Source organism: Pantoea sp. UBA5035 (genome assembly GCF_002415245.1).
GTDB lineage: Bacteria > Pseudomonadota > Gammaproteobacteria > Enterobacterales > Enterobacteriaceae > Pantoea > Pantoea septica.
Genome location: NZ_DICD01000014.1, coordinates 197,183 through 219,267, shown reverse-complemented (window position 1 = coordinate 219,267; position 22,085 = coordinate 197,183). Strand labels below are relative to the sequence as shown.

Sequence of the window (22,085 nt, the reverse complement as noted above, 5' to 3'; positions counted from 1 at the left end):
AATCATCACCTGCGCCATACCCAACTGGAGTGCCCATGTCTGAGAAAAAACCCCTTCGTCTTTCCGTGCTGGATCTGGCGCCAATTCCGCAGGGTTCCACCGCGCGCGATGCCTTTCATACCTCGCTGGCGCTGGCGCGTCAGGCGGAAGCGTTGGGCTATGAACGTTACTGGCTGGCTGAGCACCATAATATGACCGGCATCGCCAGCGCGGCGACCTCGGTGCTGATCGGCTATCTGGCGGCCAACACCACTACCCTGCATCTGGGATCGGGCGGCATTATGCTGCCGAACCATGCGCCGCTGGTGATCGCCGAACAGTTCGGCACGCTGGCGTCGCTCTATCCTGGCCGCATCGATTTAGGCCTGGGCCGCGCGCCGGGCTCCGACCAGCGCACCATGATGGCGCTGCGCCGCCACCTCTCCAGCATCCATGCGGATACCTTCCCGGATGATGTTCAGGAGCTGATTAACTGGTTCGACGCCGACGAAGATGCGCAGCCGCCGGTTCAGCCCGTGCCTGGCCTGGGCATGAAGATCCCGGTCTGGCTGCTTGGCTCCAGCCTCTACAGCGCCCAGCTCTCGGCGCAGCTCGGCCTGCCGTTCGCCTTTGCGTCGCACTTCGCGCCCGATCAGCTGTTTCAGGCGCTGCATCTCTATCGTGAAAAATTCCAGCCTTCGGCGCGTCTGGAGAAGCCATACGCCATGGTCTGCATCAACGTCGTCGCCGCCGACAGCGAGCGCGACGCGCGCTTCCTCTTTACCTCGCAGCAGCAGCAGTTTATCAACCTGCGCCGCGGCAAGCCGGGCCCGCTGCCTGCGCCGGTGGAAAACATGGATAATCTGTGGTCGCCGTCAGAGCAGTATGGCGTGCAGCAGGCGCTGAGCATGTCGCTGGTCGGCGATGCCGACAAAGTGCGTCACGGCCTGGCCGGACTGATGCGTGAAACCCAGGCAGACGAGATCATGGTCAACGGCCAGATTTTTGATACCGAGGCGCGTCTGCGCTCCTTCGCCATCGCGATGGAAGCGGCCCGCTCGCTGTAAGCTCTTCTGCGGTGGGCGCTACGCTTCCGGCCCCACCGCCAGCTGGCGCACGTCGCGCGCGGGCGATCGGCCGTAAAAACGGCTGTATTCCCGGCTGAACTGCGAGGCGCTCTGGTACCCCACGCGATAGCCCGCCGTTCCGGCATCCAGCTTCTCTACCATCATCAGCCGTCGCGCCTCGTTGAGACGCAGCTGCTTCTGATACTGCATCGGCGTCATCGCGGTGACCGCTTTGAAATGATGGTGCAGCGAAGAGGCGCTCATGCCGACGCTGCTGGCAAGCCGACCGATTTTCAACGGCTGATGAAAATTCTCCCGCAGCCAGCGCGCCGCGCGCGCCACCTTGTTGCCCGGCCGCTCCGCCAGCGCCATATTGAGGATGCGGCCGCCTTCCGGACCGGTCAGCAGACGATAGAAGATCTCCTGCTCGATAAGCGGCGCCAGCGCGGCGATATCCTGGGGCTGATCCAGCAGGCGAATCAGGCGGATAACCGCATCCACCAGCAGCGGCGACACTTTGTGCGCGGCGATGCCGCGCTCGGTGCGCGCTTCAATCAGCGGCGACGTTAGCGGAAACGTAACGAGATAGCGCATCAGTCTCTCCTCGTTTATTGCGATGCCGATGCCGAGATTCGGCTTTTCAGGCGTCGCAATCGTTACGCAGGAGCGCACCGGCATATCCATTGTCACCAGCAGCAGATCGCCCGGGCCGTAGTGAATAATCTCCTCACCCATACGCAGCGCCTTTCCGCCCTGCGCCACCAGCGCGAAGCTGGCCCATTGAGCATGGTAGGTGGGCTCGGATGGCCGGGAGCTGCGACCGAAAAAGAGAAAATCAATCGCGCTGTCGTGACGGCCATCGTCGGCCGCATGACGCGCGATAAGCTGCGCCAGATGCGCCAGCTGCGCCGGTTCCGCCATATCCTCTTCCTTTTCTCCGCGAGTAAAGTGTGGTGAACATGTTACCTGAACCCGCGACGAAGGCAGCCGCCTTGCCGCCAGATTTGCAGGATCGTGCAAGAGACTTGCAGGATTGCGCTACCGCCCAGTCGACCTGAAAGCGCATATTTTGCAGACGCGATACTCAGGTGGAGAGACAAGATGAAAGCACTTGACGGAAAAATTGCGCTGGTGACGGGCGCCTCGAAGGGCATTGGCGCGGCGATTGCTACGGCGTTCGCCGCGGCCGGCGCGCGCGTAGTGGTCAACTACCGCCAGGATGAAGTGGGCGCAGCGGATGTGGTGAGCGATATTCGCACGCTGGGCAGCGAAGGGCTGGCGGTACAGGCGGATATTTCCCGCGAAGCGGACGTGGAGCGGCTGTTCGAAACCGCACAGGCGCACTTTGGTGCGCCCGATATTGTGGTCAATAACGCCGGACAGTTCCATTACGGCGAGTTCAGCGCCCTGAGCCTGCTGGAGATGCAGCAGCAGCTCAACGTAAATCTGCTGGGCACGCTGCTGGTTTGCCAGCAGGCGGCGCGACGTTTCCCGGCGCACGGCGGCTGCATCATCAATCTCAGCGCGCTGAACAGTCAGCAGAGCACGCCGGGTTCGGTGCTCTGGGCAACGACCAAAGGCGCGATCGATACGCTGACGCAGGGGCTGGCGCGCGAGCTGGGCCCGCGCAATATTCGCGTTAACGCGCTGGCGCCGGGCATTATTATGACGGAAGGGCTGCTGTCCGCGAAGAAGCTCAATCCGCAGCTCAAGGCGCAGCTGCTGGCGGCGACGCCGCTGGGACGTTTCGGACTGCCGGAAGATGTGGCGCAGGTGGCGCTGTTTCTCGCCTCTGAGGAGGCCGCCTACATCAGCGGCGAGCGCGTTCTGATAGCCGGCGGCGCGTAACGCGAAAATTGAAGATAAAAAAAGGGAAGCCCGAGGGCTTCCCTTTTTATCAATCAGCCAGGCTGATTATCAGAACTCGCGACGACGCGGCGCTGCAGCAGCGCCCTCTTCACGACGCGGACCGCGGCTGCCTTCACGGCTGAAGCTGCTGCGTCCGCCTTCACGACCGCCTTCGCGACGCTCGGAAGAGAAACGACGTCCGCCTTCGCGACCACCTTCACGGTTGCCGCCGCCACGACGCTCGCCGCCGAAATCACGGCCGCCGCCACGACGTTCGCCACGCGCTTCGCTCTGCGGCTGCGCATCGCCCAGCAGCTGCATATTCATCGGTTTATTGAGAATACGCGTGCGGGTGAAGTGCTGCAGGATATCGCCCGGCATGCCTTTAGGCAGTTCGATAGTCGAGTGGGTGCCGAACAGCTTGATGTTGCCAATGTAGCGGCTGCTGATGTCGCCTTCGTTGGCGATAGCGCCGACGATGTGACGCACTTCAACGCCGTCATCACGGCCCACTTCAATGCGGTACAGTTCCATTTCGCCGACGTCGCGACGTTCACGACGCGGACGATCGCCGCCTTCGCGGTTGTCACGCGCTTCACGCGGGCTGCGACGGTCATCACGACGGTCGTCACGATCGCGGAACTCGCGACGCTGCGGACGCGGCGCGTCTGGCTGAACGATGAGCGGACGTTCGCCCTGCGCCATTTTCAGCAGCGCGGCGGCCAGCGTTTCCATATCCAGCTCGTCCTGCGGAGAGAGTTTCTCCAGAAGCGCGCGATACTGGTCCAGATCGCTGCTTTCCAGCTGCTGCTGTACGCGTCCGGCGAATTTCTCCAGACGACGGGTGCTCAGCAGTTCAGCGTTCGGCAGTTCGACTTCCGGAATGGTCAGCTTCATGGTGCGCTCGATGTTGCGCAGCAGACGACGCTCGCGGTTCTCAACGAACAGCAGCGCGCGACCAGCACGACCGGCGCGGCCGGTACGACCGATACGGTGAACGTAAGACTCTGCATCCAGCGGAATGTCGTAGTTAACGACCAGGCTGATGCGCTCAACGTCCAGACCACGCGCCGCAACGTCGGTAGCGATCAGGATGTCGAGACGGCCATCTTTCAGACGCTCCAGAGTCTGCTCACGCAGCGCCTGGTTCATGTCGCCGTTCAGCGCGGCGCTGTTGTAGCCGCTGCGCTCCAGCGCTTCAGCCACTTCCAGCGTAGCGTTTTTGGTACGCACGAAGATGATAGCGGCATCGAAATCTTCCGCTTCCAGGAAACGCACCAGCGCGTCGGTTTTACGACCGTACGCCGTCCAGTAAGACTGGCTGATGTCCGGGCGCGTGGTGACGCTGGACTGAATGCGCACTTCCTGCGGATCTTTCATGAAACGCTTGGTGATGCGACGGATTGCTTCCGGCATGGTCGCTGAGAACAGCGCGGTCTGATGACCTTCCGGGATCTGCGCCATGATGGTTTCAACGTCTTCGATGAAGCCCATACGCAGCATTTCATCAGCTTCGTCCAGCACCAGGCCACGCAGATTAGAGAGATCCAGCGTACCGCGTTTCAGGTGGTCGAGCAGACGACCCGGGGTGCCCACCACGATTTGCGGGCCCTGACGCAGCGCGCGCAGCTGCACGTCATAACGCTGGCCGCCGTAAAGGGCCACGACGTTGACGCCACGCATATGTTTAGAGAATTCGGTCATCGCTTCGGCAACCTGAACCGCCAGTTCGCGGGTCGGCGCCAGCACCAGGATCTGCGGTGCGCGAAGAGAAGGATCAATGTTGTTTAGCAGCGGCAGCGAGAACGCCGCGGTTTTACCACTGCCGGTCTGCGCCATGCCCAGTACGTCACGGCCCGCCAGCAGGTGAGGAATACACTCAGCCTGGATCGGAGAAGGCTTAACGTAGCCCATGCCGTTCAGTGATTCGAGGATGTCGGCGTTCAGGCCCAGGTCAGCAAAAGTGGTTTGGATATCAGTCATGTAGTACACGTGCCTCTTAGATTGCGGCGGCCAGTCTACATAACTCGTCGTGAAAATTTTCAGTCATTTTCATCAAAAAGTGTGAACCGGCTCAAATTAGAAGTTTTGACGAACAGAAAGGCCCTCATCCCGGAAGATGATGACATAACGGGTACTTCAGGCAATAAAAGTTCGTCAGCTATTGCTGGTCAGATTCTGATAAATCGTCTTGTGTCTGGCCGAGTTGCGCCAGTTCCAACAATGCGTATCGGTGTTCAACAAAGTTATTGACGTTGTTGGCCACCGCCAGTTTGAACAGCGCTTTCGCGTTGTCCTTCTCCCCCAGACTTAGGTAGTGCTTACCTAAATAGAAGTTGGTTTCACTGAGATGTTCAGCGAGCGAGGTGTTATCCGTTGCGTCTGCCTTGAGACGTTCCATCAGCGTGCTTTCACTGATGTCGCCAAGGTAGAATTCGACAATGTTCCATCCCCATTGATCACGGGCCGCTTTGTCGTAACGCTGCTGCAGCGCAACTTTCGCCTTATCAGCGTCCATCTCGCGTTCATCGAGATAGAGCCACAGGCTGCGGAAAGGATCGTTGGGATCGTCTTGATAAAACGCCAGCAGATCATCTTGCGCTAACTTGTATCGACCGCCGTAATAGAGGGCGATACCACGGTTTAAATGCGCATAATTGTAAGTTGGATCAAGCTCAAGTACAGAATCAAACGCTTCATAGGCAGCATCAAAATTGCCTGCCTGCGTTAAATATATGCCGAGATAGTTAAACACTTCCGGCATATCTGGTCTTATAGACAGCGCTTGCGAGAAATCGTTCCGCGCTAGTGCTCTCAGACCGAGACTATCATACAACACTCCGCGCTCATATAATAGCTGTGCGCGTTCATCATCGGTAAGGGCGCGACTGGCAAGAATTTGTTCCATGCGCGCCAGAATCACTTCCTGCTGCAGTGTGGGCTGTAGAGGTACTGCAAGAACTTCGTTCTTACGCCAATTGGAGTTGCTGCATCCTGCCAGCGTGATAGCTGTCGCAACAAAACACCAGCGCAAAAAAGGCTTCATTTCCCACTCCCGAATACAAACATTAGGACAACGCTCCTGTTATCCGCCTGCTGTGCACAAGGATTCCCGCCCTCGCGATGACACAAACGCCTCTCCCATCCGCGATGGGATAAGGAGAGGCAAACAGGGAATTACTCTGCGTCTGGCGCGCTGGTCACGGCAGCTTCTTCGCCCTGAGGCTTAGACTCTGTCGCTTCTTTGATGCTCAGACGGACGCGGCCCTGACGGTCCACTTCCAGTACCTTAACCGGCACTTCCTGGCCCATCTGCAGGTAGTCGGTCACTTTCTCTACGCGCTTGTCCGCGATCTGAGAAATGTGCACCAGACCTTCCTTGCCGCCGCCGATAGCGACGAAGGCACCGAAGTCGACGATACGGGTCACTTTACCGCTATAAACACGGCCCACTTCGATCTCGGCAGTAATCTCTTCGATGCGACGAATCGCCTCTTTCGCCTTCAGACCGTCGGTCGCCGCGATTTTCACGGTGCCGTCGTCTTCGATTTCGATGGTGGTGCCGGTCTCTTCGGTCAGCGCGCGGATCACGGAACCGCCTTTACCAATCACATCTTTGATCTTGTCTGAATTGATCTTGATGGTGTAAATGCGCGGCGCGAACTCTGAGATCTCTTTACGCGGCGTGCTGATTGCCTGCTCCATCACGCCCAGGATGTGCAGACGCGCACCTTTGGCCTGATTCAGTGCAACCTGCATGATTTCGCGGGTGATGCCTTCGATTTTGATGTCCATCTGCAGCGCGGTGATGCCTTCGCGGCTACCGGCTACTTTGAAGTCCATGTCGCCGAGGTGATCTTCGTCGCCGAGGATGTCAGACAGTACCACGAACTTCTCATCTTCTTTCACCAGACCCATCGCGATGCCTGCAACGGCCGCTTTGATCGGCACGCCGGCATCCATCAGCGCCAGTGAAGCGCCGCACACGGAAGCCATAGAGGACGAGCCGTTGGATTCGGTGATTTCAGAGACAACGCGCACGGTGTACGGGAACTCTTCCTGCTTCGGCATCACGGCCAGCACGCCGCGCTTCGCCAGGCGACCGTGACCAATCTCACGACGCTTCGGCGAGCCGACCATACCGGTTTCGCCTACCGAGTACGGAGGGAAGTTGTAGTGGAACAGGAAGCTGTCGGTACGTTCGCCCATCAGCTCGTCCAGGTTTTGCGCGTCGCGCGCGGTACCCAGCGTCGCGGCGACCAGCGCCTGCGTTTCGCCACGGGTAAACAGCGCCGAGCCGTGCGTGCGCGGCAGTACGCCGGTGCGAACGTCCAGACCACGGATCATATCTTTTTCACGGCCGTCGATACGCGGTTCGCCGTTCAGGATACGGGTACGCACCACGTTCTTTTCCAGGCTATGAACGATGTCGCCGATTTCAGCGTCGTCCAGCGTTTCGTCTTCAGCCAGCAGCGCGGCGATGGTTTCATCTTTGATGACGCCAACCTGGGTGTAACGCTCTTGCTTGTCGGTGATGCGGTAAGCGTCGCTGATGCGCGCTTCAGCCAGGGCGGCAACGCGTGCGATCAGCGCGTCGTTAGCCGGCTCAGGCTGCCAGTCCCAGCGCGGTTTGCCCGCTTCTGCGACCAGAGAATTGATGTTTTCGATAACGATCTGCTGCTGCTCGTGGCCGAACACCACTGCGCCCAGCATCTGATCTTCAGTCAGGATGTCCGCTTCAGACTCAACCATCAGTACCGCGTTCTGCGTACCGGCAACCACCAGATCCAGACGAGACTGTTTGATTTCGTCAGCGGTCGGGTTCAGCACATACTGATCGTTGATGTAGCCGACGCGCGCAGAGCCGATCGGACCGTTGAACGGCAGACCTGACAGCGCCAGCGCAGCGGAGGCGCCGATCATCGCAACGATATCCGGGTTAACCTGCGGGTTAACGGACACCACGGTGGCGATAACCTGAACTTCGTTAACGAAGCCTTCCGGGAACAGCGGACGAATCGGGCGGTCAATCAGACGCGCAATCAGGGTTTCGCCTTCGCTTGGACGGCCTTCGCGACGGAAGAAGCTGCCCGGGATACGGCCAGCGGCGTAGGTACGCTCCTGGTAGTTCACGGTCAGCGGGAAAAAGTCCTGGCCGGGTTTGGCTTTTTTCTGGCCAACAACGGTAACGAATACAGCGGTGTCGTCCATGCTGGCCATAACGGCTGCGGTGGCCTGGCGCGCCATCATGCCGGTTTCCAGCGTGACGGTATGCTGACCATATTGGAATTGACGTACGATCGGGTTCAGCAAAATGAATTCCTTAACTTCGGGGCAGCGCCTTTCTGGCGTGCCATGGATTACCGATCTTCAGTTGCATCCTCGCGACTAATGACAACCCTTAACCGAATCTGCGGTAAAGCCTCTCATTAGCCGCGCGAACCTCTGCAAACGAAGATCACTCACTGCAACAATACATGAGTTTGGTCCGGATTGCTGCGCATTGCTCGAAAAAAGGGGCCGTAAAGGCCCCCTTTTCGTGAAACTCGCACGAATCTGATCGCAAGACGCGTTTTTTCGCAAACTCTCTGCGCTACATCCTTGATCAGATTCTTCAGACTTAGCGACGCAGGCCCAGGCTTTCGATCAGGCTGGTGTAGCGTGCAACGTCTTTACGCTTCAGGTAGTCCAGCAGCTTACGACGCTGAGATACCATGCGCAGCAGACCGCGACGGCTGTGGTGGTCTTTCTTGTGCTCAGAGAAGTGACCCTGCAGGTGGCTAATCTGGGCAGTCAGCAGTGCAACCTGAACTTCGGTTGAGCCGCTGTCGTTAGCGCCACGACCGTATTTAGCAACGATCTCTGCTTTAGCTTCTACGCTTAGAGACATAATAAACTCCAGTAATAAATGAATGTATGGGCGCCGATCTCTAATTCAGCTACCCGCTTTAAAGCCGCGCTATTCTACTCTTCGGCCGAGAGCAACGCAAATAGGACGTTGCGTAACGTTACGCGGGATACTCCACTACCAGACGACGCGGCGCCACGCGCCCGTCAGCGGCGATTTCCGCCATGCCGATAAACTTATGCGCATCGCCTTCGGTAACGCGCACCAGCCCCTGCTGCGGCGCATCCGCTGCCTGAACCGGCATGCCCTGTTTAAAAAAGGCGGCGACGGCGGAGGGCAGATTAACGAGGGGAAACGCGTCCGCCGGGCTATCCATCGGCAGCAAAAGCGCGTCGAGCGGCGCGTAGTCAGGCGTCTCCGCCGCGTTTACCGTCGCCGCGACGGCCTGCAGCTGCTCCAGCGTCATCATCTTTTCGATCGGATAGCGCGCCACCTGCAAACGACGCAGCATAATGACATGCGCGCCGCAGCCGAGCTTCTCGCCCAGATCGTCAATAATGGTGCGGATATAGGTGCCTTTGGACACGTGGATTTCCAGCTCCAGCTCATTGCCTTCCCAGCGAATAAACTGCAGCTCGAAGACGGTAATCGGACGCGCTTCGCGCGGCACGGTCACGCCTTCGCGCGCGTACTCATACAGCTTTCGGCCCTGGTACTTCAGCGCCGAAAACATGGTCGGCACCTGCATCGTCTCGCCGCGAAAGCTCTCCAGCGCAGCGTCGAGTTGCTGCTGGCTAAAGGAGACCGGACGCGTTTCGACAATATTGCCATCGGCGTCGGAAGTGTCGGTGCGCTCGCCAAGGCGCGCGATAACGCGATAACGCTTATCCGAGTCGAGCAGATACTGGGAGAACTTGGTCGCTTCGCCGAGACAAATCGGCAGCATGCCGGTCGCCAGCGGATCGAGCGCGCCGGTGTGGCCCGCTTTGTTAGCGTTAAACAGACGTTTAACTTTTTGCAGCACATCGTTGGACGACGCGCCCTGCTGCTTGTCGAGCAGGAACACGCCGTGGACGTCGCGACCGCGACGACGAGGACGACTCATCAGTCCTCCTTGTCATCTTCCGCCGGGTTTTCACCGCGACGCTCGACGTCGTTTTTGATGACGTTCGACACCAGGTTCGACATGCGCATACCTTCAATCAGCGAATTGTCGTAGAAGAAGGTCAGTTCCGGCACGATACGCAGACGCATCGCTTTGCCGAGCAGAATACGGATATAGCCAGAAGCCTCTTTCAGCGCCTTCAGGCCATTTTTCACCGCTTCCTCATCTTTGTCGTTAAGGAAGGTGACAAACACTTTGGCATACGCGAGATCGCGCGACACTTCCACGCCAGATACCGTTACCATCATGCCGAGACGCGGATCTTTAATCTCGCGCTGCAGAATGATGGCGATCTCTTTTTGCAGCTCCTGCGACACGCGCTGCGGGCGGCCAAATTCTTTCGCCATAATCATCTCTCCAAAATAATTCGGGAGGCCAGCGGCCTCCCAAATTGCAACACATCGCGTAATGCTTATTCGATGGTGCGCTTAACTTCGATCACTTCAAACACTTCGATCATATCGCCAACGCGAACGTCGTTGTAGTTCTTCACGCCGATACCACACTCCATGCCGTTACGCACTTCGTTGACGTCATCTTTGAAGCGACGCAGAGATTCCAGCTCGCCTTCGTAGATAACCACGTTGTCGCGCAGGACGCGGATCGGGTTGTGACGCTTGATGTTGCCTTCGGTAACCATACAGCCGGCAATCGCGCCGAATTTCGGTGACTTGAACACATCGCGAACTTCAGCCAGACCGATAATCTGCTGTTTGAACTCCGGAGCCAGCATGCCGCTCATCGCCGCTTTCACTTCGTCGATCAGATTATAGATGACGGAGTAGTAACGCAGGTCGACGTTTTCAGCATCGATGACGCGACGCGCAGAGGCATCAGCACGCACGTTGAAGCCGAGGATGATAGCGTTGGACGCTGCAGCCAGCGTAGCGTCGGTTTCGGTGATACCACCTACGCCCGAACCGATAATCTTCACCTTCACTTCGTCGGTGGAGAGTTTCAGCAGCGAGTCGGAGATCGCTTCCACAGAACCCTGGACGTCGGACTTCAGCACGATGTTCAGCTCGGAGACTTCGCCTTCGGTCATATTGGCGAACATGTTCTCCAGCTTCGCCTTCTGCTGACGCGCCAGTTTGACTTCGCGGAACTTGCCCTGACGATAGAGCGCAACTTCACGCGCTTTCTTCTCGTCACGCACTACGGTCGCTTCGTCGCCCGCTGCCGGCACGCCGGAGAGACCGAGGATTTCCACCGGAATAGACGGACCCGCTTCCATGACTTCGCGACCCAGCTCGTCGCGCATCGCACGCACACGGCCATATTCGAAGCCGCACAGCACGATGTCGCCTTTGTTCAGGGTACCTTCGCGCACCAGTACGGTAGCGACCGGACCACGACCTTTATCCAGGAAGGATTCGATCACCACGCCGCTCGCCATGCCTTCGCGGATAGCGGTCAGCTCCAGCACTTCCGCCTGCAGCAGAATCGCATTCAGCAGGTCGTCGATGCCGGTACCGGCTTTCGCAGAGACGTTGACGAACATGTTTTCGCCGCCCCACTCTTCCGGAATGATGCCGTACTGAGTCAGTTCGTTCTTAACGCGATCCGGATCGGCTTCCGGCTTATCGATTTTGTTGACGGCAACCACCACCGGCACGCCCGCCGCTTTCGCGTGCTGGATCGCTTCGATGGTCTGCGGCATCACGCCGTCGTCAGCCGCCACCACGAGGATAACGATATCCGTCGCCTGCGCACCACGCGCACGCATCGCGGTAAACGCGGCGTGGCCCGGGGTGTCGAGGAAGGTGATCATGCCGTTGTCGGTTTCGACATGGTAAGCACCGATGTGCTGGGTAATGCCGCCCGCTTCGCCAGAGGCGACTTTGGTCGAACGGATGTAGTCCAGCAGTGAGGTTTTACCGTGGTCGACGTGGCCCATGATGGTCACGACCGGCGCGCGGGATTCCTGCGCGGCATCGGTATCGCGATCGCTCATTACCGCTTCTTCCAGCTCGTTCTCGCGGCGCAGGATCACTTTATGACCCATCTCTTCCGCAACCAGCTGAGCCGTTTCCTGGTCGATAACCTGGTTGATGGTCGCCATGGCGCCCATCTTCATCATTGCTTTGATGACCTGCGAACCTTTCACCGCCATTTTGTTAGCCAGTTCAGCTACGGTAATGGTTTCGCCGATGATGACGTCGCGGTTAACAACCTGAGCAGGTTTATTGAAGCCCTGCTGCAGTGCGCTTGGCTTGCGGTGTTTGCCGCCTTTGCCGCCACGAATCTGCGCGCGCGCTTCTTCGCGATCGGTTTTGGCTTCAGAATGCTTGTTGCCTTTCTTCGCCGGACGCGCCGCTTTAGCAGTGGTGCGCGCACGCGCGCGGCCCGCTTCTACCTGACGGTCGTTTTCGTCTTCCGCCTGACGGGCATGAGTCGAGGTAGTGACGTGATAGTCGCCTTTATCCTCTTCTTCAGGTTTTTCCCATTCAGCCGATTTTTCTTCAGCCAGGCGGCGCGCTTCTTCAGCAACGCGGCGAGCGTCTTCTTCGAGCTTACGGCGTGCTTCTTCTTCCGCTTTACGCTTCAGTTCAGCCGCTTCGGCTTCGCGACGGGCTTTGTCGGACTGCGCAGCCTTGGTCATATCGTCGGTTTGATGATTCGTCACTTTTTCTTTTTCCGCTGCTTCACGCTTCGCCTTTTCAGCGGCTTCGCGCTTGGCTTTCTCTTCGGCTTCACGTTGCGCTTTTTCTTCAGCTTCGCGACGGGCTTTTTCTTCAGCCTCGCGTTGCGCCTTTTCTTCCGCTTCACGCTGAGCCTGGGCTTCTGCTTCTGCCTGTTCAGCTTCCGCATCACCTTTTACGTAGGTGCGCTTTTTGCGGACTTCGATTTGCACCGATTTACTTTTACCCCCGGTGCCTGGGATATTCAAGGTACTGCGCGTCTTACGCTGCAATGTTAACTTGCTTGAGCCGGTCTGACCATGCTCGCGATTGAGGTGAGACAATAAAGTTTCTTTCTCTTGCTGCGTGACCGCGTCGTTCTCCGACTTGCGGATCCCTGCGTCAGCAAATTGCTGAACCAGGCGATCGACCGGGGTCTGAATCTCTGCGGCCAGCGATTTTACGGTTACATCTGTCATGCTGTTCCTTCCTGTTATTACGCGTCATCGCCGAACCAGCAGATATTTCGCGCGGCCATAATCAGCGCGCCGGCTTGCTCATCATTCAGCCCTTCAATATCCGTCAGGTCGTCGACACCTTGCTCGGCGAGATCTTCCAGCGTGCAAACGCCTTTCGCCGCCAGGCGGTACGCCAGCGTACGATCCAGGCCGTCGAGATTCAGAAGATCCTCAGCGGGCTCCTGATTACCACGGCTCTCTTCTTTCGCCAGCGCCAGGGTGGTTAACGCATTTTTGGCTCGTTCACGCAGGGCTTCTACGGTCTCTTCGTCCAGACCATCAACGTCCAGCAGCTCGTTGATCGGCACGTATGCCAGCTCTTCCAGCGAAGAGAAGCCCTCTTCCACCAGTACGGTGGCGAACTCTTCGTCGATGTCGAGATGTTTAGTAAACATATCAATAGCAGCATGCGCTTCGGCCTGGTGTTTCGCCTGCAGATCATCGACGGTCATCACGTTCAGCTCCCAGCCGCTCAGCTGGGAAGCCAGACGCACGTTTTGGCCGTTACGGCCAATCGCCTGAGCCAGATTGCCGGCTTCAACAGCGATATCCATGGTGTGGTTATCTTCATCAACCACGATTGACGCCACGTCGGCCGGGGCCATGGCGTTAATAACAAACTGCGCCGGGTTATCGTCCCACAGCACGATATCGATACGCTCGCCGCCCAGTTCGCTGGAAACAGCCTGGACGCGCGCGCCGCGCATACCGACGCAGGCGCCGACCGGATCGATGCGTTTGTCGTTAGTTTTCACCGCAATTTTAGCGCGTGAACCCGGATCGCGAGCCGCCGCTTTAATCTCGATGACTTCTTCGCCGATTTCCGGCACCTCGATGCGGAACAGTTCGATCAGCATTTCGGGCTTGGAACGGGTCACGAACAGCTGCGCGCCGCGCGCTTCCGGGCGTACGGCGTACAGCACGCCGCGAATACGGTCGCCCGGACGGAAGTTCTCACGCGGCAGCATATCTTCGCGCAAAATCACCGCTTCGGCGTTGCTGCCGAGATCCAGGGTGATGTTGTCGCGATTCACTTTCTTCACCACGCCGGTGATGATCTCGCCTTCGTGCTGGCGGAACTGATCGACCACCATCGCGCGCTCGGCTTCGCGCACTTTCTGCACGATAACCTGCTTCGCGGTCTGGGTAGTGATACGGTCAAAGGTGACCGATTCGATCTGATCTTCAACGTAATCGCCCAGATTGAACGCTTCATCCTCGAAGCGGGCTGCCTCCAGCGTGATCTCGCGCGTCGGCTGCGTCACTTCTTCTACCACTTCCCAACGGCGGAAGGTGTCGAAGTCGCCGCTTTTGCGATCGATGCTGACGCGAACGTCAATCTCTTGCTCGTACTTCTTCTTGGTTGCAGTTGCCAGCGCGCTCTCCAGCGCTTCGAAGATTTTCTCACGCGGCAGGGCTTTTTCGTTAGAAACGGCTTCTACAACAGCTAAGATCTCTTTGTTCATCCTGGTTAGCCTCAATCCGGACTTTTAAAAGTGGGGGACCAGGTTCGCTTTCTGAATATTGCTCAGCGCGAACACCTCGTCTTTACCCTCAACGGTCACCGTCACCATCTCGCCGTCGACCGACTTGATGATGCCCTGCCATTTACGACGGTTCTGTACCGCCATGCGCAGGACCAGACTGACTTCTTCGCCTGTATACCGCACGTAGTGTTCCGCGGTAAACATCGGGCGATCCAGTCCCGGTGAGGAGACTTCAAGGTTGTAAGCCACGGTGATGGGATCTTCCACATCCAGCACCGCGCTTACCTGGTGGCTGACATCCGCGCAATCATCGACATTGATGCCATCTTCACTATCAATATAGATGCGCAGGGTTGATGTGCGACCACGAACGAATTCGATACCGACCAGTTCGTAGCCGAGCGCTTCTACCGGAGCCGATACCAACTCTGTCAATTTTTGCTCTAATGTGGACAAGCCCACCCCCAAGACATAAAAAAAGGGCTTAATAGCCCAGTGTTGCGATTTCCTGATAACAAAAAACCCCGAAAATTCGGGGCTTTTTGTGACTGGACCCTGTACGCCGCTAAGCGGCTCGGCACTGTCCAGAAGAATTTTTTTCAAAACTCGCTGCGATGCGCCCGTCGATGCACACAGTATATTTGAAAAAGAACTCTAAGGGAAAGTGGTTGCGGGGGCCGGATTTGAACCGACGACCTTCGGGTTATGAGCCCGACGAGCTACCAGGCTGCTCCACCCCGCGTCCGAAAACGTGACGAATGTTACGCTGATCTTGCGATATTTGCAAGTAAAACCAGATTTGGTACCGAGGACGGGACTTGAACCCGTAAGCCCAATCGGGCACTACCACCTCAAGGTAGCGTGTCTACCAATTCCACCACCTCGGCACTGTTCAGACCGCGACTTGAATCTGTCGCGTCGCAAGCATGACGAACTTATTTCGGGATATCGTTACCCGGCGTTGCCGGTTGTGCTGGCTGAGTCGTTGACTGCGCCGGCGCTGACAGATTTTCCCACTCGCTTCCTTTTGAAGTCTTATTGGTGTTCAGGTTACCCAGAACAAGGCTGATGATGAAGAACAGCGCCGCGAGAATGCCGGTCATGCGAGTCATGAAATTACCTGAACCCGTAGAACCGAACAGCGTTGCGGATGCGCCTGCACCGAATGAGGCTCCCATATCAGCGCCTTTACCTTGCTGCAGCATAATCAAACCCACGAGGGCGATGGCTACAATAAGGAAGATAACTAAAAGAGCTTCGTACATAATCAACCTGTTTCCTTGCGCGATAACCGCACAGTTAAGCTTCAGCCAGTATAGATGGGCCGTGTCGTCATCACCCATCAGAAGCGGGTGTGAATACTAACCAAAGGCGCACCCCTCTGCAAGGGTAATTTTCTTCGCCGCGATCGACTGCGGAAAAAAGCGCCATCCTGATGATTTTAACGGCGGATCGGCGTAAAACCGTCCGCCGTTCATGCCTTAAACCGCTTTGACCTGCTCGGCGATACGATGCGCCAGTTCGGTGACCTGCGCTTCGTTTTCCCCTTCAACCATTACGCGAATCAACGGCTCGGTACCCGATTTACGCAGCAGCACCCGTCCGCGTCCGGCAAGCGTCTTTTCTACCTCCGCCGTCACGCTTTTTACCGTCTCATCTTCCAGCGGGTCGCCCGTGCCGCTGAAGCGCACGTTGACCAGCACCTGCGGCAGCATCTTCATGCCGCTGCACAGGTCATGCAGGCTCATATGGTTGCGCACCATTGCGGTAAGTACTTGCAAACTTGCTACGATGCCGTCGCCGGTGGTGGTTTTATCCAGCAGAATAACGTGGCCGGAGTTTTCCGCGCCGAGTCGCCACTGCTTCTCCTGCATCTTTTCCAGCACGTAGCGGTCGCCTACTTTAGCGCGGGCGAAAGGAATACCGAGCTGCTTCAGCGCCAGCTCAAGGCCCATGTTGCTCATCAGGGTGCCGACCACGCCGCCGCGCAGCTGGCCCTGACGCAGCCCTTCGCGCGCGATGATGTACAGGATCTGATCGCCATCGACCTTCTCGCCCAGATGGTCGACCATCATGATGCGGTCGCCGTCGCCGTCGTAAGCCAGGCCGATATCCGCCTTCTCCGCCAGCACGCGCTGCTGCAGCATACGCAGATCGGTCGCGCCGCACTCTTTGTTGATATTCATGCCGTCGGGCTGCGTGGCGATGGCAATAACGGTGGCGCCCAGCTCGCGCAGCACGTTCGGCGCAATGTGGTAGGTGGCGCCGTTCGCGCAGTCGACCACGATTTTCAGGCCGTTAAGGCTGAGCTCGCTCGGAAAGGAGCCCTTGCAGAACTCAATATAGCGGCCGGCGGCGTCGACGATACGGCTGGCGCGCCCCAGCTCGGCGGATTCGACGCAGGTCAGCGGCTTCTCCATTTCCAGCTCAATCGCCTCTTCTACCTCGTCCGGCAACTTGGTGCCTTCGGCGGAGAAGAATTTAATGCCGTTATCGTCAAATGGATTGTGCGACGCGGAGATAACGATGCCCGCTTCGGCGCGGAAGGTGCGCGTCAGATAGGCGATGGCGGGCGTCGGCATCGGGCCGGTAAAGGCGGCGGACAAGCCCGCTGCAGCCAGGCCCGCCTCCAGCGCCGACTCCAGCATATAGCCGGAGATACGCGTATCTTTGCCGATCAGCACCTTCCGTGAGCCGTGGCGCGCCAGCACTTTGCCCGCCGCCCAGCCCAGCTTCAGTACAAAATCAGGGGTAATCGGCGCTTCGCCGACCTTGCCGCGAATGCCGTCCGTACCGAAATATTTACGATTACTCATGCCTTAATTATCCTTTTGCTCTCCGAGTCGCTTCGACAACGCGCATCGCCTCGACCGTCTCTTTAACGTCATGTACGCGGATGATCTGCGCGCCCTGCATTGCGGCGATCGTTGCGCAGGTCAGGCTGCCGGTCAGACGCTGCGAAGGCCCGACGTTCAACAGCTGACCAATCATAGATTTGCGCGACATGCCCACCAGCAGCGGTAGCCCGAAATGGTGAAAATGGCTAAGGTGGGCCAGCAGCTCATAGTTGTGGTTGAGATTCTTACCGAAACCGAAGCCAGGGTCGAGCAGCAGATGTTCTTTTTTGATACCCGCAGCTTCGCAGCGCGCGATTTGGTCCACGAAGTAAGCATCCACTTCGCTTACGACATCACGATACTCCGGCGCCTGCTGCATAGTCCGCGGCTCGCCCTGCATATGCATCAGGCAAACCGGCAAGTTAGCCGCCGCCGCCGCTTCCAGCGCGCCGGGTTCGGAGAGCGAGCGAATATCGTTAATGATGTGAGCGCCCGCTCGCGTCGCTTCGCGGATAACCTCGGCTTTTGAGGTATCAACCGAAATCCACACCTCGAAACGCTGCGCAATCGCCTCTACCACCGGAATAACGCGCGCCAGCTCCTCGTCGACGCTTACCTCATCCGCGCCCGGGCGGGTCGACTCGCCGCCGACGTCGATAATGGTGGCGCCCGCGTTAACCATTTCATTGGTGTGCGTCAGCGCCTCGACCAGCGTGTGATGTTTTCCACCATCGGAGAAGGAGTCCGGCGTGACATTCAAAATGCCCATCACATGGGGAAACGACAGATCGAGATGGGTATCACGGGCGTACAACTTCATGGGGAAAATCTCCTCTGATTACCTGATTACGGATGTAAAAAACCCCGGACCAGCCGGGGTTTTTGCAAGGGTGAAACCCTGTTATTTGTCGAACTGCTCTGACATGGTGTTGCCAGGATTCGGCGTGCGCGGCTCATCGACCGGACGCGGCGCCTTCGGCGTGCCGTTGCTGTCGGAGTTGCTGCCCGGATCTTCCCAGCCCGCTGGCGGACGCACTTCGCGGCGCGCCATCAGGTCGTCGATCTGCGGCGCATCGATGGTTTCATACTTCATCAGCGCGTCTTTCATCGCGTGAAGGATGTCCATGTTCTCGCTCAGAATACGGCGCGCGCGCTGGTAGTTGCTGTCGATCAGGTGCTTAACTTCCTGGTCGATAATGCGCGCGGTTTCGTCAGACATATGTTTCGCTTTCGCCACGGAACGACCGAGGAACACTTCGCCCTCTTCTTCCGCATAGAGCAACGGACCCAGTTTTTCCGAGAAGCCCCACTGCGTCACCATGTTGCGCGCCAGGTTAGTGGCCACTTTGATGTCGTTAGAGGCACCGGTGGAAACGTGTTCCGCACCGTAAATAATCTCTTCAGCCAGGCGACCGCCGTACAAAGTAGAGATCTGGCTTTCCAGCTTCTGACGGCTGGCGCTGATGGCGTCGCCTTCAGGCAGGAAGAAGGTCACGCCGAGCGCACGTCCGCGCGGAATAATCGTTACCTTGTGCACCGGATCGTGTTCCGGCACCAGGCGGCCGATAATCGCGTGGCCCGCTTCGTGATAGGCGGTGGATTCTTTCTGCGCTTCCGTCATCACCATGGAGCGACGTTCCGCACCCATCATGATTTTGTCTTTCGCTTTCTCGAACTCAACCATCGATACCACGCGCTTATTGCCGCGTGCGGCAAACAGCGCCGCTTCGTTCACCAGGTTGGCGAGATCCGCACCGGAGAAGCCCGGCGTACCGCGCGCGATGATGCCTGCGTCGATATCGGTCGCCAGCGGCACGCGGCGCATATGCACTTTCAGAATCTGTTCGCGGCCGCGCACGTCCGGCAGACCCACGACGACCTGACGGTCAAAGCGGCCTGGACGCAGCAGCGCCGGGTCGAGAACGTCTGGACGGTTAGTCGCGGCGATAACGATAATACCTTCGTTGCCTTCAAAGCCATCCATCTCAACCAGCATCTGGTTCAGGGTCTGTTCACGTTCATCGTGACCGCCGCCTAAACCTGCGCCGCGCTGACGACCGACGGCGTCGATCTCATCGATAAAGATGATGCACGGTGCGGCTTTCTTGGCCTGTTCGAACATGTCACGCACGCGAGATGCGCCGACGCCCACGAACATTTCCACGAAGTCGGAACCGGAAATGGTAAAGAACGGCACTTTCGCTTCGCCTGCGATAGCTTTCGCCAGCAGGGTTTTACCGGTACCCGGCGGGCCCACCATCAGCACGCCTTTAGGGATTTTACCGCCCAGCTTCTGGAAGCGGCTCGGTTCGCGCAGATACTCGACCAGTTCGCCTACTTCCTCTTTCGCTTCGTCGCAGCCTGCCACGTCAGCGAAAGTGGTTTTGATCTGATCTTCCGTCAGCATACGGGCTTTGCTCTTGCCAAAGGACATCGCGCCTTTGCCGCCGCCGCCCTGCATCTGACGCATAAAGAAGATCCACACGCCAATCAGCAGCAGCATCGGGAACCAGGAGATGAAGATCGAAGCCAGCAGGCTCGGCTCTTCCGGCGGTTCGCCAACCACTTTGACGTTTTTGGTCAACAGGTTATCGAGTAACTTGGGATCATTGACAGGAATGTAGGTCGTGTATTTATTACTGTCTTTCTTGATTACGTTAATCTCACGCCCGTTAATACGTGCCTCGCGGACCTGATCCTGGTTCACTTCCGACAGGAAGGTTGAATAATCAACCCTACGGCCATTCGACTCGCTGGGCCCAAAGCTCTGGAATACTGACATCAGCACGACCGCGATGACTAACCAGAGAATCAGGTTTTTCGCCATGTCACTCAAGGGATTAACCTCATATTACAACGGTGTTAACAGACAGCGTAGGGTACTATATATCCTTCATACATGGAATCGCGGCTGGTGGGCTGCAACTTCATCAATTGGGCTATAGTTTGCGCCCTGTCGCCACAATGTACACTTCGCGCGAACGAGATCGCGAAGCGTCCGGCTTACGAATTTTCACTTTCGTAAACAGGGAGCGAATTTCCCGCAGGTATTCATCGAAGCCATCTCCCTGAAACACTTTCACTACAAAACTGCCGCCCGGCGCCAGGATATCCCGACACATTTCGAGCGCCAGTTCAACCAAATACATCGACCGGGGAATATCGACGGCCGGCGTCCCGCTCATGTTGGGCGCCATATCCGACATGACCACCTGCACTTTTTGATCGCCTACGCGATCGAGCAGCGCCTTGATCACCGATTCTTCACGAAAATCGCCCTGAAGGAAATCGACGCCGACGATAGGATCCATCGGCAGAATATCGCAGGCGATAACGCGTCCCGAAGAGCCGATCTGCTGGACCACATACTGCGACCAGCCGCCGGGCGCCGCACCCAGATCTACCACGGTCATACCGGGTTTGAAAAGCTTGTCACCCTGTTGTATTTCATCAAGTTTAAACCAGGCGCGCGAACGCAACCCCTTTTTCTGTGCCTGAAGCACATATTTATCGCTAAAGTGTTCCTGTAACCAGCGGCTAGAGCTGGCCGAACGCTTTTTACCCGTCATAATTTTCTCAACTAAATCGTCATCGCAGCGATAAACCTGCACGCAATGGGTTGCGTTGATTTGGTGATAACCCCGAGATGGCGGTAGAATGAACCGTTTTCAATCCCTGAGTAAGCAAAAAATACGATGAATCTAAGTACCAAACAAAAACAGCACCTGAAAGGCCTCGCCCATCCACTGAAACCCGTGGTTATGATCGGCGGCAACGGCCTGACCGAAGGCGTGCTGGCCGAAATCGAATCCGCGCTGGAACATCACGAACTGATCAAGGTGAAAATTGCCTCGGAAGACCGTGAAACCAAACAGCTGATCGTTGAGGCTATCGTGCGTGAGACCAAAGCCGGCAACGTGCAGGTGATCGGCAAAACGCTGGTGCTGTATCGCCCTTCTAAAGAGAGCAAGATTTCTCTGCCGCGCTAAACGCGTCGCCGGGTAACCGGCCAGAGAAAGTGCCATGCTCCCGCATGGGTTAAAAGGCCGCATCGCGGCCTTTTCCATTCTTTACATAATGCTTCGACGCTTTTCAAAGCGTAGCTCTCTCTTAAAGGTATTCCACTTTAAGAATTTCATACTCAACATCGCCGCCCGGGGTTTTGATGATGGTCACATCGTCCACCTCTTTTCCTACCAGACCGCGCGCCATCGGCGAGTTGACCGAAATCAGATTTTGCTTAAAGTCCGCTTCGTCGTCGCCCACGATGCGATAAGTGGACTCTTCGTCGGTATCGGTGTTGAGCACGGTTACGGTCGCGCCGAAGATCACGCGGCCATTGTTCGGAATGGTGGTGACGTCGATAACTTGCGCGTTAGAAAGCTTGGCTTCGATCTCCTGAATACGACCTTCGCAAAACCCCTGCTCTTCGCGCGCGGCGTGATACTCCGCGTTCTCTTTCAGATCGCCGTGCTCACGCGCTTCAGCGATTGAGGCGATGATGCGCGGGCGTTTAACGGTTTTCAGCTCGTTCAGCTCTTCGCGCAGCTTTTCGGCGCCCCTTAACGTCATCGGAATCTGATTCATTTAAGCTCCTCGCTCTCTTTCCTGTTTTAACGGCGTCATCCTGACCAGTGTCCACAGAAAAACCGGTTCTGCAGGGCCTGACCCTCGTTTTGCAAATAAAAGAATCCTGACCCGGAAAAGGTTCCAGG

At 57.5% G+C, this 22,085-nt stretch carries 20 protein-coding genes and 2 tRNA genes; 3 read left to right on the top strand and 19 right to left on the bottom strand.

Annotated features, from left to right (window positions below):
* Positions 1–35 precede the first annotated feature (35 nt).
* On the top strand, positions 36–1,046 hold the full coding sequence (locus tag B3229_RS11080; protein WP_048781989.1) for a luciferase-like monooxygenase: 1,011 nt from the start codon (positions 36–38) through the stop codon (positions 1,044–1,046).
* Positions 1,047–1,064: 18 nt separating this feature from the next.
* Here the strand turns inward: B3229_RS11080 and B3229_RS11075 are convergent, their stop codons facing one another.
* Positions 1,065–1,967, bottom strand: coding sequence for an AraC family transcriptional regulator (locus B3229_RS11075; protein ID WP_286870741.1), 903 nt, complete (start codon positions 1,965–1,967; stop codon positions 1,065–1,067).
* A 180-nt stretch (positions 1,968–2,147) separates the two neighbouring features.
* Here B3229_RS11075 and B3229_RS11070 point away from each other — a divergent pair, with 180 nt between their 5' ends.
* Positions 2,148–2,894: an SDR family NAD(P)-dependent oxidoreductase gene (locus B3229_RS11070; RefSeq protein ID WP_286870739.1), complete on the top strand. Its 747-nt coding sequence runs from the start codon at positions 2,148–2,150 to the stop codon at positions 2,892–2,894.
* 69 nt (positions 2,895–2,963) lie between these two features.
* Here the strand turns inward: B3229_RS11070 and B3229_RS11065 are convergent, their stop codons facing one another.
* The 17 genes from B3229_RS11065 to rlmE form a co-directional block, all read right to left on the bottom strand.
* A complete protein-coding gene (locus B3229_RS11065; protein ID WP_048781994.1) occupies positions 2,964–4,877 on the bottom strand; it encodes a DEAD/DEAH family ATP-dependent RNA helicase in 1,914 nt (637 codons plus the stop codon).
* Positions 4,878–4,893: 16 nt separating this feature from the next.
* Complete coding sequence (gene yrbN / locus B3229_RS21285) at positions 4,894–4,950, bottom strand: protein YrbN (RefSeq protein ID WP_100229640.1); 57 nt, start codon at positions 4,948–4,950, stop codon at positions 4,894–4,896.
* A gap of 105 nt (positions 4,951–5,055) precedes the next feature.
* Positions 5,056–5,940, bottom strand: a complete 885-nt coding sequence (gene nlpI / locus B3229_RS11060; RefSeq protein ID WP_033749316.1) for a lipoprotein NlpI — start codon at positions 5,938–5,940, stop codon at positions 5,056–5,058.
* Between the two features lie 131 nt (positions 5,941–6,071).
* Positions 6,072–8,207: a polyribonucleotide nucleotidyltransferase gene (pnp, locus tag B3229_RS11055; RefSeq protein WP_048781996.1), complete on the bottom strand. Its 2,136-nt coding sequence runs from the start codon at positions 8,205–8,207 to the stop codon at positions 6,072–6,074.
* Positions 8,208–8,514: 307 nt separating this feature from the next.
* Complete coding sequence (gene rpsO / locus B3229_RS11050; protein ID WP_033749314.1) at positions 8,515–8,784, bottom strand: 30S ribosomal protein S15; 270 nt, start codon at positions 8,782–8,784, stop codon at positions 8,515–8,517.
* A 118-nt stretch (positions 8,785–8,902) separates the two neighbouring features.
* Positions 8,903–9,847 (bottom strand): tRNA pseudouridine(55) synthase TruB, encoded by a 945-nt coding sequence (gene truB / locus B3229_RS11045; protein WP_286870738.1) that lies wholly within the window; start codon positions 9,845–9,847, stop codon positions 8,903–8,905.
* Complete coding sequence (gene rbfA / locus B3229_RS11040; RefSeq protein WP_033749639.1) at positions 9,847–10,254, bottom strand: 30S ribosome-binding factor RbfA; 408 nt, start codon at positions 10,252–10,254, stop codon at positions 9,847–9,849. Before rbfA ends, truB begins: the two co-directional genes overlap by 1 nt.
* Positions 10,255–10,319: 65 nt before the next feature.
* Positions 10,320–13,007: a translation initiation factor IF-2 gene (gene infB / locus B3229_RS11035; RefSeq protein WP_033749312.1), complete on the bottom strand. Its 2,688-nt coding sequence runs from the start codon at positions 13,005–13,007 to the stop codon at positions 10,320–10,322.
* Positions 13,008–13,024: 17 nt separating this feature from the next.
* Entirely contained in the window at positions 13,025–14,512 is a 1,488-nt protein-coding gene (gene nusA / locus B3229_RS11030; protein WP_033749311.1) for a transcription termination factor NusA, read from the bottom strand.
* A gap of 24 nt (positions 14,513–14,536) precedes the next feature.
* Positions 14,537–14,989 carry a ribosome maturation factor RimP gene (gene rimP, locus B3229_RS11025; protein ID WP_033749310.1) on the bottom strand — a complete coding sequence of 151 codons (453 nt, stop codon included), beginning with the start codon at positions 14,987–14,989 and terminating at the stop codon, positions 14,537–14,539.
* Between the two features lie 209 nt (positions 14,990–15,198).
* Positions 15,199–15,275 (bottom strand) — tRNA-Met (locus B3229_RS11020).
* Positions 15,276–15,333: 58 nt separating this feature from the next.
* Positions 15,334–15,420: transfer RNA gene (locus B3229_RS11015), tRNA-Leu, on the bottom strand.
* A 48-nt stretch (positions 15,421–15,468) separates the two neighbouring features.
* The gene (gene secG, locus B3229_RS11010) at positions 15,469–15,798 is read right to left on the bottom strand and encodes a preprotein translocase subunit SecG (RefSeq protein WP_033749638.1); all 330 of its coding nucleotides are present in this window, start codon (positions 15,796–15,798) and stop codon (positions 15,469–15,471) included.
* Between the two features lie 216 nt (positions 15,799–16,014).
* Entirely contained in the window at positions 16,015–17,349 is a 1,335-nt protein-coding gene (gene glmM / locus B3229_RS11005) for a phosphoglucosamine mutase (protein WP_048785420.1), read from the bottom strand.
* Between the two features lie 7 nt (positions 17,350–17,356).
* Positions 17,357–18,190, bottom strand: a complete 834-nt coding sequence (gene folP / locus B3229_RS11000; protein ID WP_286870733.1) for a dihydropteroate synthase — start codon at positions 18,188–18,190, stop codon at positions 17,357–17,359.
* Positions 18,191–18,271: 81 nt separating this feature from the next.
* On the bottom strand, positions 18,272–20,197 hold the full coding sequence (ftsH, locus tag B3229_RS10995) for an ATP-dependent zinc metalloprotease FtsH (RefSeq protein ID WP_033749306.1): 1,926 nt from the start codon (positions 20,195–20,197) through the stop codon (positions 18,272–18,274).
* 112 nt (positions 20,198–20,309) lie between these two features.
* The gene (gene rlmE / locus B3229_RS10990; RefSeq protein ID WP_033749635.1) at positions 20,310–20,939 is read right to left on the bottom strand and encodes a 23S rRNA (uridine(2552)-2'-O)-methyltransferase RlmE; all 630 of its coding nucleotides are present in this window, start codon (positions 20,937–20,939) and stop codon (positions 20,310–20,312) included.
* Between the two features lie 126 nt (positions 20,940–21,065).
* Here rlmE and yhbY point away from each other — a divergent pair, with 126 nt between their 5' ends.
* Positions 21,066–21,359, top strand: a complete 294-nt coding sequence (gene yhbY / locus B3229_RS10985) for a ribosome assembly RNA-binding protein YhbY (protein ID WP_033749305.1) — start codon at positions 21,066–21,068, stop codon at positions 21,357–21,359.
* A gap of 121 nt (positions 21,360–21,480) precedes the next feature.
* On the opposite strand, the gene greA is transcribed toward yhbY, so the two are convergent.
* Positions 21,481–21,957 carry a transcription elongation factor GreA gene (gene greA, locus B3229_RS10980; protein WP_033749304.1) on the bottom strand — a complete coding sequence of 159 codons (477 nt, stop codon included), beginning with the start codon at positions 21,955–21,957 and terminating at the stop codon, positions 21,481–21,483.
* Positions 21,958–22,085 lie beyond the last annotated feature (128 nt).